Source organism: Zunongwangia profunda SM-A87, from assembly GCF_000023465.1.
Classification (GTDB): Bacteria; Bacteroidota; Bacteroidia; order Flavobacteriales; family Flavobacteriaceae; genus Zunongwangia; species Zunongwangia profunda.
This window is the reverse complement of record NC_014041.1, coordinates 3,735,181-3,757,009: the sequence shown is the minus strand read 5'-3', so window position 1 is coordinate 3,757,009 and position 21,829 is coordinate 3,735,181. Positions and strand designations below refer to the sequence as shown.

General features: G+C 40.4%; 17 protein-coding genes. 11 read left to right on the top strand and 6 right to left on the bottom strand.

Annotated elements, in window-relative coordinates; all coding sequences use genetic code 11:
* Positions 1–13: 13 nt before the first annotated feature.
* The 4 genes from ZPR_RS16480 (at position 14) to ZPR_RS16465 (ending at position 5,162) form a co-directional block, all read left to right on the top strand.
* Entirely contained in the window at positions 14–1,699 is a 1,686-nt protein-coding gene (locus ZPR_RS16480) for a RagB/SusD family nutrient uptake outer membrane protein (RefSeq protein ID WP_013072885.1), read from the top strand.
* Positions 1,700–1,754: 55 nt separating this feature from the next.
* Positions 1,755–2,291, top strand: coding sequence for a DUF1735 domain-containing protein (locus ZPR_RS16475; protein WP_148211759.1), 537 nt, complete (start codon positions 1,755–1,757; stop codon positions 2,289–2,291).
* A 21-nt stretch (positions 2,292–2,312) separates the two neighbouring features.
* The gene (locus ZPR_RS16470) at positions 2,313–3,458 is read left to right on the top strand and encodes a PKD domain-containing protein (RefSeq protein WP_013072883.1); all 1,146 of its coding nucleotides are present in this window, start codon (positions 2,313–2,315) and stop codon (positions 3,456–3,458) included.
* Positions 3,459–3,566: 108 nt separating this feature from the next.
* Positions 3,567–5,162 carry a DUF5060 domain-containing protein gene (locus tag ZPR_RS16465; RefSeq protein WP_013072882.1) on the top strand — a complete coding sequence of 532 codons (1,596 nt, stop codon included), beginning with the start codon at positions 3,567–3,569 and terminating at the stop codon, positions 5,160–5,162.
* A gap of 56 nt (positions 5,163–5,218) precedes the next feature.
* Here the strand turns inward: ZPR_RS16465 and ZPR_RS16460 are convergent, their stop codons facing one another.
* Positions 5,219–6,091, bottom strand: coding sequence for a helix-turn-helix domain-containing protein (locus ZPR_RS16460; RefSeq protein ID WP_013072881.1), 873 nt, complete (start codon positions 6,089–6,091; stop codon positions 5,219–5,221).
* Positions 6,092–6,380: 289 nt separating this feature from the next.
* Between ZPR_RS16460 and ZPR_RS16455 the strand changes: the two genes are divergently transcribed.
* The 7 genes from ZPR_RS16455 to ZPR_RS16420 are packed head-to-tail and all read left to right on the top strand — an operon-like array spanning position 6,381 to position 17,637.
* A complete protein-coding gene (locus ZPR_RS16455; protein ID WP_013072880.1) occupies positions 6,381–8,201 on the top strand; it encodes a sodium:solute symporter family protein in 1,821 nt (606 codons plus the stop codon).
* A gap of 13 nt (positions 8,202–8,214) precedes the next feature.
* Positions 8,215–9,408 (top strand): glycoside hydrolase family 130 protein, encoded by a 1,194-nt coding sequence (locus ZPR_RS16450; RefSeq protein WP_013072879.1) that lies wholly within the window; start codon positions 8,215–8,217, stop codon positions 9,406–9,408.
* Positions 9,408–10,613 carry an AGE family epimerase/isomerase gene (locus ZPR_RS16445; RefSeq protein ID WP_013072878.1) on the top strand — a complete coding sequence of 402 codons (1,206 nt, stop codon included), beginning with the start codon at positions 9,408–9,410 and terminating at the stop codon, positions 10,611–10,613. Before ZPR_RS16450 ends, ZPR_RS16445 begins: the two co-directional genes overlap by 1 nt.
* 1 nt (position 10,614) lies before the next feature.
* Entirely contained in the window at positions 10,615–12,276 is a 1,662-nt protein-coding gene (locus tag ZPR_RS16440; protein ID WP_013072877.1) for a carboxylesterase/lipase family protein, read from the top strand.
* An 11-nt stretch (positions 12,277–12,287) separates the two neighbouring features.
* Positions 12,288–13,775, top strand: coding sequence for a glycoside hydrolase family 30 protein (locus ZPR_RS16435; RefSeq protein ID WP_041579031.1), 1,488 nt, complete (start codon positions 12,288–12,290; stop codon positions 13,773–13,775).
* A gap of 11 nt (positions 13,776–13,786) precedes the next feature.
* A complete protein-coding gene (locus tag ZPR_RS23060) occupies positions 13,787–16,003 on the top strand; it encodes a glycosyl hydrolase (protein ID WP_148211757.1) in 2,217 nt (738 codons plus the stop codon).
* A gap of 11 nt (positions 16,004–16,014) precedes the next feature.
* On the top strand, positions 16,015–17,637 hold the full coding sequence (locus ZPR_RS16420; RefSeq protein ID WP_041579030.1) for a sulfatase family protein: 1,623 nt from the start codon (positions 16,015–16,017) through the stop codon (positions 17,635–17,637).
* A gap of 303 nt (positions 17,638–17,940) precedes the next feature.
* Here ZPR_RS16420 and ZPR_RS16415 read toward each other — a convergent pair whose 3' ends face one another.
* From ZPR_RS16415 to traN, 5 genes are all read right to left on the bottom strand, one after another.
* A complete protein-coding gene (locus ZPR_RS16415; RefSeq protein WP_013072873.1) occupies positions 17,941–19,539 on the bottom strand; it encodes a recombinase family protein in 1,599 nt (532 codons plus the stop codon).
* A gap of 62 nt (positions 19,540–19,601) precedes the next feature.
* On the bottom strand, positions 19,602–19,760 hold the full coding sequence (locus ZPR_RS23465; RefSeq protein ID WP_013072872.1) for a hypothetical protein: 159 nt from the start codon (positions 19,758–19,760) through the stop codon (positions 19,602–19,604).
* Positions 19,761–19,826: 66 nt separating this feature from the next.
* Positions 19,827–20,120, bottom strand: a complete 294-nt coding sequence (locus ZPR_RS16410; protein WP_041579029.1) for a hypothetical protein — start codon at positions 20,118–20,120, stop codon at positions 19,827–19,829.
* A gap of 5 nt (positions 20,121–20,125) precedes the next feature.
* The gene (locus ZPR_RS16405) at positions 20,126–20,926 is read right to left on the bottom strand and encodes a hypothetical protein (protein WP_013072871.1); all 801 of its coding nucleotides are present in this window, start codon (positions 20,924–20,926) and stop codon (positions 20,126–20,128) included.
* Positions 20,927–20,943: 17 nt separating this feature from the next.
* The gene (gene traN, locus ZPR_RS16400; protein ID WP_013072870.1) at positions 20,944–21,819 is read right to left on the bottom strand and encodes a conjugative transposon protein TraN; all 876 of its coding nucleotides are present in this window, start codon (positions 21,817–21,819) and stop codon (positions 20,944–20,946) included.
* Positions 21,820–21,829: the final 10 nt, after the last annotated feature.

The following is a 21,829-nucleotide window of genomic DNA, read 5'->3' as shown; positions in this document are numbered from 1 at the left end:
AATAGAAAGGAGAATGAACAATATATCTTTACGCAAAACCAGCAATTATTTTTGGTTAGTCCTTATCATCCTTTGCACTGCATGTGAAGAGGAATTTCTGGATACCAAAATAGACACCTTCAAGACTCCGGAAGCAGCTGCTTCGGACAGAGAAACCCTATGGACTTTCGGAAACGCATTTTATGCTCCCATGACCTACGGCTTTTCAGTAATTGATAACAACCTCTTTGCTGCTGCCAGTGATGAAGCACAACAGACTTCCTACTCGGCAAATGTGAATTATTTCAATAATGGAACTATAAATGAAAATATTAATCCTATTTCTTATTTATACAAAAATTATTATGAAGGAATAAGAGCCGCAAATTTCTATCTGGATTATTCGGAAGACGGCAAGGAACTTTTGTCTTTAAACAGGGATACCATAACGGATGCGGTTAACTATCAGCGGGATCTTAAGTTTTTGAAATGGTACAGGGCAGAGGCTCATGTGGCACGGGCTTATTACTACACGGAACTCTTGAAGATGTATGGTGGGGTACCTGTAGTGGACCTTACTTTTGGAGAAGAAAATGAATTCATTGCCCGAACCCCATATGATGAAGTGGTAGATTATATCGTACAGGAAATTGATTCTTACAAAGATTCCTTACAGCTGAACTGGAATAGCACGAATTTTTCAAATCAGGATGGACGATTTTCCCTGGGCGCTGCATTGGCCATCAAATCCAGAGCTCTCCTGTACGCCGCCAGCCCCCTGAATAACCCTGAAAATGATATTGAAAAGTGGAAAAAAGCCGCTGAGGCAGCTAATGATATCATTAACTCTGACATACTGAATTACAGTCTCGACCAGGGAGGGTATTATAACTATTTTACTGGTAATACACCCTTGAACAGCCCTGAAACTATTTATGCCATAAGACGTGATCCCAATAATCTGGTAGAAGCAAATAACTATCCCATTGCCACCCCTGGCGGTGCAAGTGGTATCACTCCAACACAAAATCTGGTAAGCTCCTATGAGTATACTGCAGAACCGGATCCTGCAGATCCCTATAAAAACAGAGATCCAAGGTTAAAAGCCTCTATAGTGACAAATGGTAGTGAATGGAATGGTAGAGTGATAGACCAATCAGACGGAGGAATTGATGATATGGATCAACCCAATACCAGTAGAACAGGATATTATTTAAAAAAGTTCCTTACAGACAATGTTAATCTCGTACAAGGTTCCACAGTGCAGAACCAGTGGGTGGAATACCGTTATGCAGAAATTTTGTTGAATTATGCAGAAGCCATGAATGAAGCCTATGGACCGGATGTCGTTCCCGCCGGGTATGCATTGAGCGCCAGGCAGGCACTTGAAATGATCCGGGATCGGGCGAGTGCGCAGCTTCCGGATATCACTGCGGTTTCCGTTGAAGCATTTCGAGATGTTGTAAAACATGAAAGAAGAATCGAATTAGCCTTTGAAGGTCATCGCTACTGGGATCTTTTGAGGTGGAAAGATGCTGAAACCGTACTGAATCAACCGGTAGAGGGAGTTAAAGTTTCAAAAACAGGTTCCGGGAATTATGTCTATCAGGTAATAGATGTCGCGGATAGGCGCTTTAACGAACGGAATTACCGATTGCCTTTCTCCAGGGCTGAAATAGTAAATTCCGGTGGGACAATAATTCAAAATGATGGATATTAAAAATAATATTATGAATATTACAGTAAAGACTTTGTTTTTTTTTCTAATCGGCCTTTTGCTGGCATCATGTGAGGGTAATGATGCTGATGAAGATTATGGTTATGCTTACCTGTACATGCCTCAGGCTACAACATCAGGGGGGTTAAATGCCGATTACCAGGTCCCCTCCGGGGGAGGAGAAAACACCTATAACTTCAATTATGATGCTGCCTCTCAGCGTTTAGATATTGTTTTAGGGGTGATCAGGTCAGGAAAAGTTCCTGCAAAGGCCTATAGTGTCGATATAATATCACGCACCGATACCACTGCCTACATCAGTGAGCAGGGACTTATAGAAAATGGGATTGTACTTCCGGAAGGACTTTATGAGCTACCCGAAACCGTCTCTGTGGAAGCAGGGGAGTCAAGCGCTGCTTTTTATCTCTCAATTGATGCACAGGCGTTAAAAGAGGAAGCATATGCAGGGAAAAAGGCCATTGTAACTGTAGGATTGTCCAACCCGAAAGGCTATGAGATCCTTGAGGAGTATGCAAGTACTGTTGTTATAATTGATGTAGAGGCAATCAGGCCGTTTTTGTCTGGTTTAGAATGAACAAATTAAAAATTTACCAAAATGAAAGCTATTATCAAGAAGCTCTATTTTACCGGTCTGATGGGTATTTTAGTGGTATGTAATGCCTGCCAGGAAGACGAGGTATTTGAAAATGAAATTGTGGAAGGTGCTGAGCCAAGTGCAGATTTCTCCGGTTCATCTGGATCACTGGAAGTTAATTTTACCAACCTATCGGAAGATGGAGACTCCTACTACTGGGAATTTGGCGATGGTGGTTCCTCATCAGAGAATTCACCAACACATATCTATGCAAATGCAGGCACCTACAACGTAACGCTGAATGCCAGAAGTGCTGCAGGATATTCAGATTCAATGAGTAAAGAGCTATTCGTAGCCGGACCCTCTTCAGCTGCTTTTAGCGTTGAAAATGAATTTAAATTAATTAGAAGGTTCGATGCTTCAGGTTCACAAAATGCAGCCTCGTTTTCATGGGATTTTGGGGATGGAAGTGCACACGAAACGGCAATGGTTCTGACACACGAGTTTCCCGCTGAAGGTTCTTATGAGGTGAGTCTTACCGTTGTCGGTTTACTGGGAGATACTAAGGTGCTTATCAAGACTATCGATGTTTATGAAGAAGAAATCAATCTTTTAGAAGGCTCGGATATGGAAAATTCAGCAAAAGCGTTTTGGACAAACTGGTCCAGTCAAAATTCAAATCCGCCAGAATTCGGATATACCGGGGATGGTCCTGAGGAAGGCGAGGGTGCCAGTTTAAGATTTAATAATTTTACGGCTCCCCAGGATAATTCCGTAAATCAGTTAATTTATCAGGAAGTAAATGTAACTGCAGGTGGTAAATATCGCCTGGAGGCTAAAGTGAAAGCACCCGAAGGAGCCTATCAAACCTATATTCAGTTTTATATTTCCAAAGATCCCAATACCTGGATTGAAGATGTTTCAAATCCAGATACTAATCATTTTCTGGCTCTTAACACCTGGCACGGATGGATGGGACCGGTAGACGGAGATCTTTACCAGGCTGTACAGGCAAATGGAGGATATGGGCTTGGAGCATCTACAGGAGGAATATATACAGCCACGGAAACCGGAAAATTATACATAGGAATCCAGGTTGGAACCTGGTCTGGCTATTCCAACGGGGATATTTTAGTAGATGAAGTCAAATTCATACGAGTTGAATAAAGTGAATAATTTTTTAAAGATTATCTGGAAAATATGAAAACACATGCACGATCTGGTTTTTTAATACTAGTCTTAATGATAACGGGGTGTGCCTCGAGTATTAAATCCGTGAAATTAAAAACAGCCCAACCTATGTTGTATGAAAGAACAGATTTCAACATTTCGCTGAATGAGCAATGGGAAAATCCTTACCTGGCCGAAGATATTGCTGTAGATATTAAAATGCAATCTCCCTCTGGAAAAGAAATCCTGCTGCCATGCTTCTATGTCTCCGGTGAAAGTGGTGAGGCCTCTGAATGGGAGGCACGATTTGCGCCTCAGGAAATTGGCAGGTATACCTACCACCTTGTGGTTTCAAAGAAAGGGGAGGAAATGGTTTTTGATGAAAATGAGTTTACTGTTGAAAATTCAGAGAATAAAGGCTTCTTACATGCTGAAAATAACTGGATCTTGCGCTATGACAACGGCGATCCCTTTCGGGGGATAGGTGAAAATATCGGTTGGGAATCAAGAACCAACGACGACTCTAAATTTTTTCATGAACTGCACGAAAAGAAAAAATATAATTATAACTATTTACTGGGAGAGCTCTCCAGAAATGGAGGGAATTTCTTTAGGACATGGATATGTAGCTGGAATTTACCATTGGATTGGAAAGATAACTTTAACAATTCCAGGTACACGGCATCAGATGCTTATTATAACCCCAGTGCGGTTGCCAAACTTGACAGCCTGGTGGATCTTTCAAAGAAGCTTGATCTTCATATGATGCTAACTCTCGGACCCGGGAACTACAGTAAAGAAGATGGAGGATTTGCAGAATCAACCGCTGATTTTTTTGTCAATCCGAAATCCAGACAGCGTTATAAAAACAGGTTGCGATATATTATTGCCAGGTGGGGGTACAGTACCAGTATTGCGGCCTGGGAACTTTTCAATGAAATAGATAATGTACAATACCGAAACAGGGACAATCCTATCGATGCCAAAACTATTGTAGACTGGCATGAAGAGATGAGTAATTACATTGATAAAATTGATCCTTATAATCATATTATTACCACCAGTATCTCCCATAGAGACCTTGAAGGTCTAAATTCCTTACCGGCCATTGACATTAACCAAAAGCATATTTATAATAGAACAAAAGATATTCCTGGGGAAATAATAGATTATGAAAAGAGGTTTGGGAAACCATATGTCATTGGAGAGTTCAGCTACGAATGGGACTGGTCTAAAAATTTTGATGAATTCCCCGAAGAAATGGATTCGGATTTTAAAAGAGGATTATGGTATGGGATGTTCACATCTACGCCCATTCTGCCGCTTTCCTGGTGGTGGGAGTATTTTGATGAGCGGGGAATGACTTCCTATTTTAGAGGAGTCAGCAAGATCAACGATATGATGCTAAAAGCCGGCAACGGGAAATTCGAAAAGGTTAGTTTTAAAACGGGGAACCAGCTGGAGTCATTTGGGGTCAAATGTGGTAATAAAATATTTATTTATTTATACAACCCCTTAGATAAAGCTCTGAATTATCATGTTGAGGTTCCCGAGTTAAGAGATGCAAGTTATGAGGTGCAATCTTTTCATCCCCTTAATTTAGAATTCAGCCAGGAGAAAACAAGGGAAGGGATCGAAGTTGCCGCAGGTAAGTCTTTGGATGCGGGCAAAGAAATCCTGCTTATCATAGACTTTGATTAACTTATTTTAGTAATAATATGTAAAAGGTGAACCTGCAAAACTGTCGGTTCACCTTTTTACAGTATCCTCTTTATGCCACTGAATTCATTCCTGTACTGGGTAGGTGTGCAGGCTTTACATTTTTTAAACACCCGGTTAAAATTTGCTATATTATTAAAACCGCTCATATAGGCAATTTCGGCTATACTTAAATCCTTATCAATTAACCACCTTGAAGCATAGCCAATCCTTGTATCGTTTAAAAATTCTATAAAAGTCTTTCCTGTTCGTTTTTTTAAAAACCTATTAAAAGAAACTTCACTCATATTTATAAGATCAGAGATTTCTTTAAGGGTCACTTTTTCTCCAAAATGTTCCTGGATATAATCGTATACCGTTTTGATCTTATCGCTATTATCGAAATTTTCAAGCTCCGAAGAGTTTGTAGAAAGCAGTCGCTGATTTCTTGATATGGCAAGATCATAAAGGATAGAAACTAATTCGAAGAAGTAATCTATTCCATTTATTTTGGAGATTTTCTTTATACGTGGTGCAATGTTTTTTGCTGTTTCCTGGGAAAACAAAATTCCTCTTGATGACCTTTGAAATAAATTTTTTATAGGAGCCATAATATGCCTGTTAAGGAGTTTTTCATCTAGCAGATCATTATGGAACTGGATGGTTATTTCGTGTATATCCTTATTCCTGCAGTGATGGAGTTCCCATCCATGAATTAAATTTGATCCGACAAGTACCAGCTCGTAATCATCAATTTCATGGAAATGATCTCCAATGATTCGTTTGACTCCCCTGCCATTAGCAATAAAATTAATCTCGAACTCAGGATGAAAATGTAAAGGAAAGTCAAATTCACTTTTAATCCGGTCGAATACCAGAAAACTGTCTTGCAGAGATAAAGGGGTAATTTCCCTATGGGCTAGATTGTTCATGAAAGAATATTATCAGTAATTGAAAAGATTATATCAATTTAATGAGTAGAGAACTATTATTTTTGGATGTTATTAATTTTGATGTGCTTTATATGAATAATTCTCATTATTTAATATAAAATTAATATTAATAATTTAATTATAAAATATTTTTTCAGATTAATATAATATTTATTCCTTTTTATTGGATAAGGTATTGAAAATGTACGTAAATCAGTGATATATATAATGTTATTGACTTGTATTATTAATAAAAATGAATATTTAAAATCGACTTAGAACTTTTTAAATGAAACTTCACATTCTTGATATAAGCATCATTTTAGTCTATCTCTTAGGGACAATAGTTATTGGTCTTGCCTTAAAAAAGAAGGCCCAGAAAAGTAAAGAAGATTACCTGTTGGGAGGAAACAAGTTGCCCTGGTATCTCCTGGGATTATCCAATGCTTCAGGGATGTTTGATATTTCAGGCACTATGTGGCTGGTCACCCTTACCTTTATTTATGGATTTAAGAGTATATGGATACCCTGGTTATGGCCGGTGTTCAATCAGGTTTTTTTAATGATTTACCTGGCGGCCTGGCTAAGAAGATCAAATGTCACAACAGGGGCAGAATGGATGATTTTTAGGTTTGACAATGGCCGTGGGGGCAAGCTGGCCCATTCTATTATCGTTTTTTTTGCAATCTTGAGCTGCCTGGGATTTTTGGCCTACGGGTTTATTGGATTAGGCAAGTTTGTTGAAATTTTTGTACCCTGGTACAGCATCCAGGAATATATTCCTTTTGAGGTACCAGCCCAGTATGTGCCTCACTTTTATGGTGTTATTTTTACCTTATTCGCTGTCTTCTATTCTGTTATTGGAGGAATGTCCGGAATCGTATGGACGGATTTACTGCAATACGGCATAATGACCATTTCTTCCATAGCGATTGCAGTTATTGCCTGGAATGCAGTCGGAGATTCCGGATTGAACGTACCAGACGGGTGGATGAGTCCCTGGTTCGGAAGAGAACTAAATTTAGATTGGAGTGGATTAATTGAAGAGGTAAATGATAAAATAAAATCTGATGGTTACTCCCTGTTTTCCATCTTCTTCTCCTTAATGCTATTTAAGGGTATCCTGGCCAGTATTGCTGGTCCAGCCCCTAATTATGATATGCAAAAGATACTTTCATCGAGAACGCCCCGGGAAGCAACTAAAATGAGCCTGGCAGCAATTATTGCCCTTATTCCCACCAGGTACTTAATGGTCGGAGGATTTTCGGTACTGGCTGTTCTGTTTTACGATAAGTTAAACCTTTCTACTGCCGGGGTTATAGATTTTGAACAAATCTTGCCATCTGCGATACTTCAATTCGTACCTGTGGGTCTTATGGGACTGTTACTGGCTGGTCTTTTGGCTGCATTCATGTCCACTTTCGCAGGAACTCTCAATGCTGCCCAGGCTTATCTGGTTAACGATATTTATTTAAGATACAAAAATCCTGACGCCAGTGCAGAGAAAATAAAGACCGTTAGTTATTCCATCGGAATAGTTACTGTTTTAATAAGTATTGTTCTCGGTTTTTTTGTGCAGGATGTCAATACGGTACTTCAATGGATCGTGTCTGCACTCTACGGTAGCTATGTAGTCTCAAATGTATTGAAATGGCACTGGTGGAGGTTCAATGGAGAGGGGTACTTCTGGGGGATGCTCGCGGGTATACTTCCCGCCCTGATTCTCCCACTTTTCCTGGATACTCTCGACCTGTATTATTTTCCGTTGATTCTTTTTTCTTCTCTTGCCGGATGTATTATCGGGACCTATCGTGCGGCGCCTACAAGGAAAGCGGTCCTGGTGAATTTTTATCAGAAGACCATGCCATGGGGTTTCTGGGGTCCGGTGCGGGATATGATCCTAAAGGAAGATCCCTCTTTTGAGGGAAACAAGGATTTCAAAAGAGATATGTTCAATGTATTTATAGGGGTGATAGGGCAGACCATACTTGTGGTGATCCCCCTGTACCTGATTATGCACAAAAATATCAACCTGCTGATTTCTATCGCAATATTGGCGGTATGCGTGGTCATATTAAAAAAGAACTGGTGGAATAAATTAAAATATTAAACAAAAGGTTAACATGAAAATAAAGAAAAAAAGTGATGACAAGGTGCCAATTGCTACCCATGAAACTATATTTGGTGAATACAATTCTCTTATTAATCGCAAAAATTTTCCTCTCAACCGCAGTAATGGAGTATATCAGCGATACAAATACCCTATCCTGACGGCTGATCACGTTCCGCCCCACTGGAAGTATGACCTTGATGAAGCTGCTAATCCTTTTGCGATGGAACGAATAGGGATCAACGCAACATTTAATCCCGGAGCTATAAAGTACAATAACAGGTATTTGCTCATGGTAAGGGTAGAAGGTAGTGACAGGAAATCTTTTTTCGCCGTAGCAGAAAGTCCCGATGGGATAAACAACTTTAAATTCTGGAATGAACCGGTAAAGTTACCGCAGCTGGAAGATCCTGATGTGAATGTTTATGACATGCGGCTGACTCAACATGAAGACGGCTGGATTTATGGGATATTCTGTACCGAGCGGAAAGATCCCTCTGCACCAAAGACCAATACCAGCTCTGCAGTAGCAAATGCCGGAATAGTGCGCACTAAGGACCTTGAAACCTGGGAAAGGCTGCCAGATCTTATCAGTACATCCGGTCAACAGCGCAACGTGGTGATGCATCCGGAATTCGTGGATGGGAAATATGCAGTTTATACCAGACCACAAGATGGATTTATTACCGTGGGTAAAGGAGGGGGAATCGGGTTGGGATACATAGATGATATGGAGTTTCCTGAAGTTCAGAATGAAACTATCATTAACCCCAAAATTTACCATACCGTTTTTGAACTTAAAAACGGGCTTGGACCTGCGCCAATAAAAACCAAACAAGGCTGGCTTCACCTCGCTCATGGAGTAAGAAACACAGCGGGAGGATTGCGATACACCCTTTATATGTTCATGACCTCGCTGAAGGATATTTCTAAAATCACCTACCAGCCTGCAGGATACTTTATGGCTCCTAATTATGAAGAGACTGTGGGAGATGTTCCCAACGTACTCTTTGCCAATGGGTGGATAGAGAACAATGGAGAAGTATTTATTTATTATGCATCTTCAGATACCCGTATTCACCTGGCAGTTTCGTCGGTTGAAAGATTGGTGGATTATGTTATGAACACCCCCCAGGATACTTACAAATCTGCTGGTTCCGTCAATAATATTTTTAACCTGATAGAAAAAAACAAAGGTCTGTATTAATGAATGCCCTGGAATCTACAAAGATGTTTAAAACCCTGGAGGACGAGCTACAAAATATTACGGAATATTGGAAAAACAATGCCGTTGATGAACAATACGGCGGTTTCATTGGCCGGCGTGACCACTCTAATCAGGTAATCCCCGAGGCTTCAAAAGGAGTAATTCTCAATACACGTATTTTATGGTCGTTTTCCGCTGTTGGGATGTATAAAAATGATAGCAGTTTAAGAACATATGCAGAAAGATCCTTCCATTATCTGGAAAAATATTTCAGGGATCAGGCATTTGGCGGGGTGTTCTGGGAACTCGGTTATAAAGGAAATCCATTTCATAAACGAAAACAGGTTTATGCTCAGGCTTTTACTATATACGGACTCTCTAGGTTTTATTTATACACTGGGAAGGTAGAAGCCTTATCCTGGGCAAAAGAATTGTTTGAAATGCTCGAAGAGCACGCATATGATTCAGAGGCTGACGGTTACCTGGAAGCCTTTGCTGAAGATTGGTCTCCAATAGAGGATATGAGGTTAAGCAAGAAAGATATGAATAGCTCAAAAACGATGAATACCCATCTTCATATTCTGGAGGCTTATACCGAATTAAGCAAAGTATGGAAGGATCCACGGGTTTTGCAGGCACTCAGGAAACTGATTCATCTCTTTCACACAAAGTTTTTAAATGAAGACAACCATTATGAGCTTTTCTTTGATACAAAATGGAATTTACAGAGTTCCACGGTCTCCTTTGGCCATGACATAGAGGCGGCATGGCTACTGGTGGAGGCTGCTAAAGCCATAAACGAACCGGCAATGCTGAGAAAAACATCCGAGGCTTGTGTGACCGTAGCAAAATGCTTTCTGCAAAAAGCCTATATCCCTAAAAAGGGTGTCCTCAATGAGCTGGATAGAAGAACTGGAGTTATAGATGAGGATCGTCACTGGTGGCCTCAGGCCGAAGCCATGGTTGGCCTGTTATATGCTTACGAAATAGATAAGGATGCCCGGTTTGAAAATGCACTGAAGGATATTTGGGAATTTATTCTAAAGCATCAGATTGATAAAGATAATGGGGAATGGTTTTTTCGTATTGATAAAAACATGAACCCTTACAAGGAAGAGGACAAGTTAGGGATGTGGAAGTGTCCTTACCACAATTCCAGAGCCTTAATTGTATTATTAGAACATTATAAAAAACAAACTGAATAGTATGGATCGCAGGAATTTTTTTGGTAAAACAGGCATGGGCATGGCCGCATGTGGAGTGGGTATGTTCTCCCCTTTAGGACACATCGGGCACGAAAAGAAGAAGGACAAGGATACAGCGATGGAAGGCCAGCAGTTGTTTATAGGGGAAGATATAGCTGTTGCTCCAACTGCTTATGGAAAGGTGAAAGGTTTCGTGTTAAGGGGGATAAATGTCTTTAGGGGGATACCCTATGGTGCTGATACCTCCGGAAAAAACAGGTTTATGCCTCCCCAGCCGCCTGAACCCTGGGAGGATGTCAGACCGGCTGTTTTTTATGGCAATTCGGCTCCACAGGATATTTATGATAGGAGCCCGGAATCCTATTCAGCATTTGTGGATCATTGGAACTATGATGTGCTCAGTGAAGATTGTCTGCGTCTCAATATTTGGACCCCAAAGCTCGATTCAGCAAAGCGACCGGTACTCGTATGGTTGCACGGGGGAGGTTTTTCAAGGGGCAATGGGATAGAACAGGATGGCTATGACGGGGAAAATATCGCTCGGGAGGGAGATATTGTTTACTGTTCCATAAATCACCGGTTGGGGCCTCTTGGCTTTACCAACCTGGCTGGAATTGATGGAAAATTTAAGGACTCAGGAAATGTAGGCATGCTAGATATCGTTGCGGCACTCAGGTGGGTGAATGAAAATATTTCCGCCTTTGGAGGTGATCCCGAAAATGTTACGATTATGGGACAGTCCGGAGGTGGAGCAAAAGTGTGCAATATTGCAAGCATGCCAATGGCCAGGGGATTAGTTCACAAAGGTGTAGCCCTTAGTGGTTCGGCCACTCATGGACTGGATGTCGGATATACCGAGAAACTTGGGCAGTACATTTTAAAGGAAGCTGGTCTTGAGAATAATAACATAGAGAAACTTCAAAACATGCCCTGGAAGGAATATCTCAACCTCGCTTATAAAGCTGCCAATCAGTTAGAACTGGAGGAAGGTGATTTAGGTCTTGTAAGGGGTGGATTCGGACCTATTGCGAACGATATCTCCATTCCAAAGGGAGAATATTTTTCAGCAAACGCAGATCAACCGGATATCCCTTTATTATTTTGTTCAACCTTTCATGAATGGAACCCGAACCGGGATAACCCGGAACTGGAAAACATTAGCCTGGAAGGAATCGTCGAAAAATTAAGGGATCGCTACGGTGATCATACACAAGAAGTAGTCCGGGCCTTTTCAAAAAACTTTCCAGAAGCACGTCCCATAGAAATCTGGGCCCTTATAGTTTCCAATCGCCAAAGCGGTATAGAAGCAGCAAATGCCAAGTTAAAACAGGAAAGCCCGGTTTATTTAGCCTGGTTTGGATGGGAGTCTCCTTTGTTTGACGGTCGTCACCGGGCTTTTCACTGTATTGATATAAGTTTCTGGCTCCTTAACACGGACCTGATGATCACACATACCGGCGGGGGTGCCATTCCACGACAGTTATCACAGAAAATGTCCAAATCTTTGCTGTCTTTTATGCGAACAGGAGATCCCAATTGTGATGCTCTACCATTATGGCCAAGATACACCGCTAAAGATGTGGAGACTATGATCTTAAACAATAAATGTTCGGTAAGCAACAATTCTGATCAACAAGCCAGGGCAGCATTATCTAATTCCTAAAATTTATAGAAATGAAAAAAATATTAGTTCTTATACTATGTCTTCAGGTGTGGCAATATACCTTTGCGCAAAACGACCAGGAAAAAAGGAAGATCGCATCCTGGATAACCAATCAGGATCGCAGTATGCTTTTTCAGAAGGAGAAAGAACCTGTTTATTTTTCAAATAATAATTCGAGGTATCCCGCTATTATCATAGATCCGGAACAAGGAATGCAGACTATTGATGGTTTTGGGTTTGCGGTTACCGGGGGAAGTGCAGAACATCTAATGAAAATGGATCCCAGGGAGCGCACGAAAATTTTAAAGGAATTATATGGTACCGGGCCAGAGGATATCGGGATTAGCTATGTAAGGCTTAGTATTGGTTCATCCGACCTTAACAGTTTCACCTTTTCATATAACGATCTTGAAGAAGGGGAAACGGATTATGAGCTCGATAAGTTTTCCCTTGACCAGGATTTAAAGGATGTTGTCCCTGTTATGAAGGAAATTCTGGCTATAAATCCCAGAATAAAGATCATGGGGTCTCCTTGGTCAGCGCCTGTTTGGATGAAGACAAATGGCAATATCCGGGGAGGGAAATTAAAGGAGAATTGTTATGAGGTATACGCAAAATACTTTGTGAAGTATATCCAGGAAATGGATAAGCAGGGTATTCCCATTGATGCGATTACCGTTCAGAATGAACCTATGAATTCCCGTAATACCCCGAGTATGTCATGGTTCTGGTTTGAACAGGCAAATTTTATAAAAAATCACCTCGGACCGGCATTTGAAAAAAACAATATCAACACTAAGATAGTCATTTTCGATCATAATACAGATCGTCCGGATTACCCGTTGAGCATCCTCCGCGATACTGCAGCAAGCAGATTTATCGACGGTTCAGGTTTTCATAATTATCGCGGTAACATGGAGAGCATGTCAATGGTTCACCGCGCCCGTCCTGATAAAAATATTTATTTTACCGAGCAGATGGTAACAGAAAATCCTCAAAGTGAAGCAATCGAAATCACGGAGCCGGTAAAAAGACTGATTATAGACGGAACAAATAACTGGAGTCGAAATATCATCCTGTGGAACCTTGCGGCAGACCCTCTAAATGATCCTCATACCGATAATGGAGGCTGTTCCATGTGCCAGGGAGCAATAACCATAGACGGGAACGATGTATCCCGGAATATCGCCTATTATGCAGTCGCTCATGCCTCAAAGCTCGTAAGTCCTGGCTCCAGGAGAATTTATTCTACCCAGGGCGATGAACCCAGTATCTTTCTTTATCAGGATGAACAACGTCCTATGGTATACAGGACAGGAATCCGGGAGAACAGTGACCTGTTACCAAATGTGGCTTTTAAAACCCCTGATAATAGAATTGTACTGATTGTTGCCAATACCAGCCGTGACAGGTATTCCTTTAAGGTACAATATAAAGGCGCCTATGCTTTACTGGAGCTCGATCCGGGATCTGTGGGCACATATTCATGGAACTTATAAAAAAGACTCTTATGAAAAATAATATACTTAAAATATTTGTCATCTCTGTGCTCACCTTAGGGATTTTCCAAAGTTATGCCCAGGAAAAAACCTTTAGTACGGAGGGCTGGTGGAAACCTGCCGCGGAGAAATTTTCACCGGTGGTTCACCAGGATAACAGCATTACTTTTAGGCTCAATGAACCTGATGCAAAACAAGTAGCTGTGCTTTTTGGAGAATGGGATGTTGAAAAAAAGCAGATGAATAAGGACAAAAGTGGAAATTGGACAGTGACAATTGACAAGAAGGAGCCAGGTATTTACCAATATAATTTTTTAGTGGATGGTCATATTAAAAAACTGGATCCCGTAAACCCGGAGGTAAAGGTGGGAACCAATGTCTATGGTAGTCTCGTAGAGGTTCTTGGAACTCCATCGCGATTTGATCAACTTCAGGATGTGCCCCATGGAGAAGTAGATATTATTACTTACAGATCGACCGCCTTAAATCGTACCCGAAAGATGTATGTTTATGTGCCGAGGTTATACCAGGAGCTTTCGGGTAAGGAATTCCCGGTGTTATACCTTCGTCATGGGGGAGGTGACAATGAAAGTAGCTGGGTAAATGATGGCCGTGCCGATGTAATTTTGGATAACCTTATCCATAAAGGTCAGGCCAAACCTATGCTTATAGTGATGACAAATGGACTCATTGATGGTTCCTGGTCCAGTGGCAGCACCCCGGAAGGTATAAAGAACCTGGAGGACGAATTGCTAAGCGATGTCATTCCCCTGGTTGAGAAAAGATACCATGTGAGTAAGAACAAAAAGGACAGAGCCATTGCCGGACTATCTATGGGTGGGGGGCAATCGGTAGTCATAGGATTAAGAAATCCGGATAAATTCTCTTATGTTGGTGATTTCAGTGCTGGGATCCTTAGTGATCCCGAAATTAAAATTGATACCTATGTCCCGGAATTATTTGATAACTCGACATCCATAAATGATCAGTTGGAAATATTGTGGATTGCATGTGGAAGCAAAGATCCCAGGTATCAGGGGCACAAGAATTTTGTTTCACTACTGCAAAACAATGGAATTCAAGCTGAATTCCATGAAGGACAATATGGTCATGAATGGCAATTCTGGAGAAACCAACTAAGGGATTTTTCAAAAGAATTGTTTCAGGAAAATGATCTCCAGCTTAAAATGGTTGATCGAAAGGCCACCGTTCGTACAAAAGCCTTGTATGCCAATCTATGGAAGATTCAGCAACAAGGTGTGATGTTTGGACACCATGACTATCCTTCTTATGGAGTAGGTTGGAGAGGTGATCCCGGCAGGAGTGATGTTAAGAATATTACTGGAGCACATCCGGCGGTTTACAGCCTGGATATGCATAACATCAAAGACACGAAAATTGAATTTATAAAGGAAGTATATAAAAGAGGAGGAGTAAGTATGCTGGTCTGGCACCAGAACAACCCTTTGACGAAATCAGAAGATGCTCAATATCCGGTAGGCACTGCGTGGGATAATACCAGGGTGGTGGATCAAATTCTTACTGAAGGCAGTCCCATGAATATTAAATACAAAAGAAGGCTGGATAAGGTAGCAGAAGCTTTTCATGCCATGAAGGATGAAAATGGGGTTCCGATTCCGGTAATTTTCAGGCCTCTTCATGAACATACACAGTCATGGAACTGGTGGGGTAGTAAAGCCACGAGTAAGGAAGAATTTATAGATTTCTGGAAGTTTATCATAGTTTATCTTAGAGATGAAAAAGGGGTGCATAATGTGATTTATGCAATCTCTCCTCAAATGGATGAAGTATATAATGATCCCCAGGGGAGATTGCTTTATCGCTGGCCTGGTGACAGGTATGTAGACATCCTGGCAATGGATTGCTACCACGGGAGAAATACGGCTGCCTTTGTGGATAATGTGAAGGCATTATCACAACTTTCAACCATCCTTCAAAAACCCGTTGCGGTTTCAGAAACAGGGTTGGAGAATAACCATACAGCTGACTACTGGACAAATAGCGTTCTTCCCGCTTTCCAGGGACAGAACTGTACAATGGTAGTAGCCTGGCGAAATGAAAAAACAAGCCATGCTTTTGGTCCCTATCCATCTGACGTGTCCGCGGCAGATTTCTTAAAATTCTATAATGATCCAGATACACTGTTTGAAGATGATCTGCCGGATATGTATACTATGCCAAAGGATATTAGTGTAGTGAGCCCCTGAAAAAACGAAATATGGATCTTATAAACTGTAAAAAATTTCTCTTATATGTAGTCATAGCTCTATTTACCTCTTTGGGATTCTCTTGTAAGCAGGAAGAACAAACACAGCTTCAAAAAGGACCAAACATCATCTACATAATGGCAGATGACCTGACTATACAAGCCATTAGCGCTTATGGAGGAATATATAAGGATATTGCTCCCACCCCCAATATAGATAGGATAGCAGAGGGTGGGATGCTTTTCCATCGTATGTTATGTACAAATGCGATTTGTGGTCCAAGCCGGGCCGCAATATTAACAGGGGATTATAGTAATGTAAATGGATATTATAAGAATGAAAGTGGTGGAAAATTTGATTCTTCCAAATGGACTTTTCCCCAGGCATTTCAAAAAGCAAGCTACGAATCAGCTTTATTTGGGAAATGGCATTTGGGTTCACGGCCCATGGGCTTCGATACTTTCAAATATCATAATTCTGTTGTTCAACAAGGGGCCTATTGGGATCCCGTTTACAATGAAAATGGAAGGGATGTCAAGCAAAGAGGATATGCTACGAATTTAACAACAGGTTTTGCGCTAGAGTGGCTGGATAAGCAAAAAAACAGCGCAAGGCCATTTTTAATGTTATTGCAATACAAGGCTCCCCATCGTCCCTGGCGTCCTGATCAAAAATATGAACACTTGTGGGATAGTATTGAAATGCCTTATCCAAAGACCTTCAATGATCTTTACAAAGGTAGAGAAGAGACTGCCGGGGATACAGAGATGACAATGGACTACCTCACCCGGGGAGATTTAAAATTTAAGACTCCGGATACTTTGAAAGGAGAAGAAAAAATAGCTTGGGAATTTTATGGAGCTGGAAAAGAGGAGATTGTTCAGCCGGAAAAAATGACTTATCAGGAAGGGAGGCGCTGGCGCTATCAAAAATTCATCAAGGATTATTTGGCATGTGTACGATCCATAGATGACAATATCGGAAAGCTTCTGGATTATTTAGAAAGTACTAAGCGCTCTGAAAATACCATAATTATTCTTACTTCTGATCAAGGTTTTTATTTAGGAGAACATGGTTTTTTTGACAAAAGGTTTATCTATGAGGAATCGCTAACCATGCCATTTTTAGTAAAATATCCAGGACATATAAAGCCTGGTAGCCAGAATGGTAATATAATCTCAAATATTGATATTGCTCCTACGCTGATGGAATTAGCAAATATTAAAGAGGATCATAAAATGCAGGGGAGAAGTTTTGCCCAGCTCCTGAAGGGAGAAAATCCCAAGAGTTGGAAGAATGAACATTACTATCATTATTATGAATTCCCGTTTTGGCATCATGTACAACCCCATTTTGGAATAAGGACGCAGCGCTACACCCTTGCTCATTTTTATTATAATATGGATAAATGGGAGCTTTATGATCTCCAAAACGATCCAGAACAAATTAAAAACCTGGTAGGAAACCCGGCATATAAGGATGTGCTCGTGGATTTAAAAAAACAACTAAGTTTACTACAGCAAAAATATGATCCCAACAATGATTTGGATGATTATCGAAGAATAACCGAAAAAAACTTTGGTGTGATAAGTGATAAAAAAGAAAATGTCTACTCCAGAAATTATATGGAATAGGAGGGGATCAAAACAAGACCTTTTGAAGATCTTTCTTAGGAAGCAAATGGAAGAATTAAGTTCAGAAATACTTCTTTCAAGGTACAATATGACGGGGACTATACGGTTTTGAACCTCCATCCAGGCTCAGTTGGAACATTTATATGGGATTTTAAATTTTATACAAGACAAATAATTAAATCCATTCCTTTTGTTTGTTTCGAGACCTTTTATTCAATTTAAACGTTTTAATAAGAATTATTCATCTTATTTTTATAGTGTTGAAGTTAATCAGAACTATACAAGTTTAAATTTAAGGATAGCTTAAAGGTTACCTATAAAATTAAAACAGCTGAACAGACAGTTATTACTGGGAAGATCGTGAAAAGGTTTAAATCCCTCCGGGGTCACTTGATGGGACAAATTCAAAAATGATGAATTTGTCCCTTTTTTATTTCCTTTTAAGTCTTTGTTTATCAGTGTGATATACTTGATTGCTTCATTAACTCGGGTGGTTCGATATTCAAATCCGTCAAAAGTCAGATTTTCAGGAAAGACCGAACCAATGATCTTTCTTTTCTGTATAGTATTCCCAGATTGATAGAGAATATTAAGCTTGGATAGATTGCTGATAGCCTTATCCCACAGGGGTTCCACGTTTTGCGTGTCTGTAATCGAACTTGTGAGTTTGGCTTCCAGCCTGTTTATTTTTTTATCGGCATCCGCTTTCATAATTCGGTAATCATCCGCTTCAATATCACCACATAAAAGCAGTTCCCTGGCTTTACTCAGTTTATTATTTTCATCCTGTAAACGGATTTTGAGTTGTTGTATATTTCCGATCCTGTCTCTGGTTTTTGATTTATATACGGAAGTAATGACTTCTTTAAATAGGTTGAGCCTAGGGATGGAATACACATATTTCTCGATTTCAGAAACCATCCTATCGTTCATATACTCCGCTTTTTGTCTGAATTTACAGCCACCGGAGCAATGGTAGTAATAGTAATATTTGGAACGCCCTTTGGATTTACTACTAGTTAACATACGCCCGCAGTCTGGACAAACGACAAAACCGCGTAAGGGATAGCGGTCATCTACTTTTATTTTAGTCCGCATTATTTTTTTACGACCGTCGAGCACATCCTGAACATCATAGAACAAAGCTTCAGATATCAAGGGTTCGTGTTGCCCCATCACCAGTTGACTTTCTTCATCTTTGTATTTAGGAATAAATATTTTACCGCAATACATAGGATTACGGATAGCTGTCCAGAAATTATTTTTACTGCATTTAAGCCCTTTTTCTCTAGCTGTTTTCCATATTTGTTCGGTGCTAAAAGTGTTTTTTGCCAATTCTTTGAATACCCATTTCATTATGTCACTCTGGACTTTCCTTGGCGCAATATATTTTCTACCACTCTCATCAATTTTGTTTTTATAACCGATTGGAGCAAGGCCCATCCAGCGTCCTTCTTTTTTAGCCCTTCGCATCCCATGAAAGGTATTTAGAGCTCTTCTGTCATTTTCCACTTCAGGAGCAGCCAGATAAAAGGCGAGCATCATTTTATTTTCAGGGATTGATAAATCAAGTGGTTGTTCTACTGCCTGCGGTTCTACCCCCAATCTTCTCAAAGTGCCGATCATCTGATAAGCATCTCCTGCATTCCGGCTGAACCTGTCCCATTTGGTAAACAATATCAAATCGGACTGCCCTCTAGATTTACGAAGGATATTTAGCAGTTTTGTCCAGGAAGGACGTTTAAAGGTTTTCGCCGAATGATCCTCATAAATCACTTTTCGTACCTGAATATGGTTGATTTCACAATACTTTCGCAAACGCTCTTCCTGATCCCGCTGTGAGTAGCCTTTGTCGGCCTGTTCATCCGTGCTTACCCGTATATATAAATCTGCAATTTTCATCGTTCCAAAGTATTAAGGTTGTTCCATCTAACAGCCTGATTCCGTTTATAAATATACGAAATTCAGACAGGTTTTGCCAGATACTGATCTACAACAATATCCGCGATCTCATACATAAAATCCAGGATGACTTTCACTTGTTCCGCTGTTACTTCTATACCGTCTTCTTTCAATAGTGCTATTGCTTTTTCCGGCGGAATTCTCTTTACTTCATTTTTCATCTTACACCTCCGCTTTAAAACAGCAAAAGCCCCGAAGGGCTTTGTACCGAAATATTAATTTATTCTCTACCCATCGCTTTCGGGAAAGTAAATTTTACTCCCCTTGTTTTTATTGAATGAGGGTTCATACCGTATATACCCGTAGGCATTGAGATCCTTTACACATTTATGATACGTCATGGCAGATGATATTTTTGCAATCTTCATAATGTCATAACTGAATGCCACTATCGGATTGCTATTGCCCATCTTTGCCCTGTACTCTAACAGGGCAGCATATATCCCTATATGTGTAATACTGATACGGCCATCTTGCTCAATAGCCGTAAAAAAATCAGATAAAGGCTTTAACTCTTCCATATCATTTAGGTTATGGTGGGTCTCTTTCTTTTCTTCTTAGCCTTCGGTATGTCCGGAGCCTCGTCGTTAATTGGCTGCTCCTGGCCTTTATGCTTCTGTTTAGCAGAGCGGCTTTGTGCTTCCGATTGTTTTTCCGTCTTGGACTGGCGGTTATCCACCCGTTGCATATTGCTGTCATAGATATTGATGGTCTTAAACCGGGGATTCGCCTCGATGTACTGTTTCTGCTCCGAACCTTCCTTTTGAAAAGTTGCCGATTGCAGGTTTCCCTTTTTCAGGGAATCGATTAGGTTGGATTTATAGGTTTCGTTCTCCAGTTCTTTAATAGGATGTTTGGAGAGTGTTGCTTCCAGATCATACCCATAGTTTTGATGATACTGCTGTATTTTGAAATTTCCATTGTCATCACTCTGTTTAAAATCCATCTGTAACCAGGCATTGTAGAGTTGCCCCTCCTTGTTGGTCAAATCCTTATTGACCGACCGGCCTTCCATTAAGTTGTAGGCTTCTTTGAGGGTAATGTTATTCCCTTTGTTGATATAGAAGGTTTGTTTCATCGCTTCATCGGGATTATTTTCCTTTTGTACACTCACCTGATAGGAGTTAAAGAAATACATATCCGTTTGCTTGGATTTGCTAAAATTCATTCGGGCTTCCACCTTATCGGTACCAAATTGCGTTTCATGTACCAGCTTAAAGGCTGGCTTTTCTATCTCCATCATTCGTTTTAAGGGAGCTTCAAAACCTTCCCCGAAACCGGTATATTTAATCTGATCTTTCAGGTATTCTAAATTCTTCTGATTCATGATAATTGATTTAAAAGTTATTGATAGGTGTACTTCCTGTTGATTTGCAATGTGGGAAGTACTGCCGCTTTAATAATCGTCCTGTTTTTTACACTGAGTTCGATATGCCTTCCCCCGTTTGCTTCAAACAATTGAATAGCGAAATATTTCTTATCGGGAATGGTAAACTTGGGAACGGCAACTACCAAGGTCTGTGAAGACTGACCGTCAATTTTTGTTATCTTATTTTGGATGTGTACCGGGGTAATCTCGATTTCCTGTGAAGCTGTACGTTTAGCCTTTTTCTGGTCACGGATAAAAAAACGCAATTGGTCAATATCATAGCTGATATTGGATGTGTTGGTAATGGTTAACCTCAGGTACATCAGGTTGTCCCGAATGAATATGCCGTTCAATCCGAAGCGGATACCATATTTGCTGCGCTTTACCTTATGCCCTTTGTATTTGGAATACAAGGCATGTGTAGCATAAGTAGTGACTTCAACCTCATTAACCGATCCGGGTGAAAGGAAAATACTGTTTTTGTTATCCCTTTCCTTCATGGAAACATTTAATACGGAAGGCTTTAGGGTATAGTTAATCACAAAGGAATTTAATTTTCCGTCTGCGGTAATTACCGTCAGGTTGGTCTCCGGGAAACTGTCCCTTGCCGCTTTGAGCTGTAGAATATTGGCAGCTCCTTTAGCTTTTTGCGCCAACACATCTTTACTACCCCTGTCCACACCCACAATGGCACTTGGAAATATAATATTGGTCGTTTTAAAATAGGTAATCTCCAAAGGATAGGGAGCGATGGATTTGGGCTCAAGCTTAGCGATGCTCTGAGCATTTACATTCAATCCGAAAAGGAACAGGAAAAATCCCATCACTATATGTGCATTTATCTTTTTCATCTTTATGGAA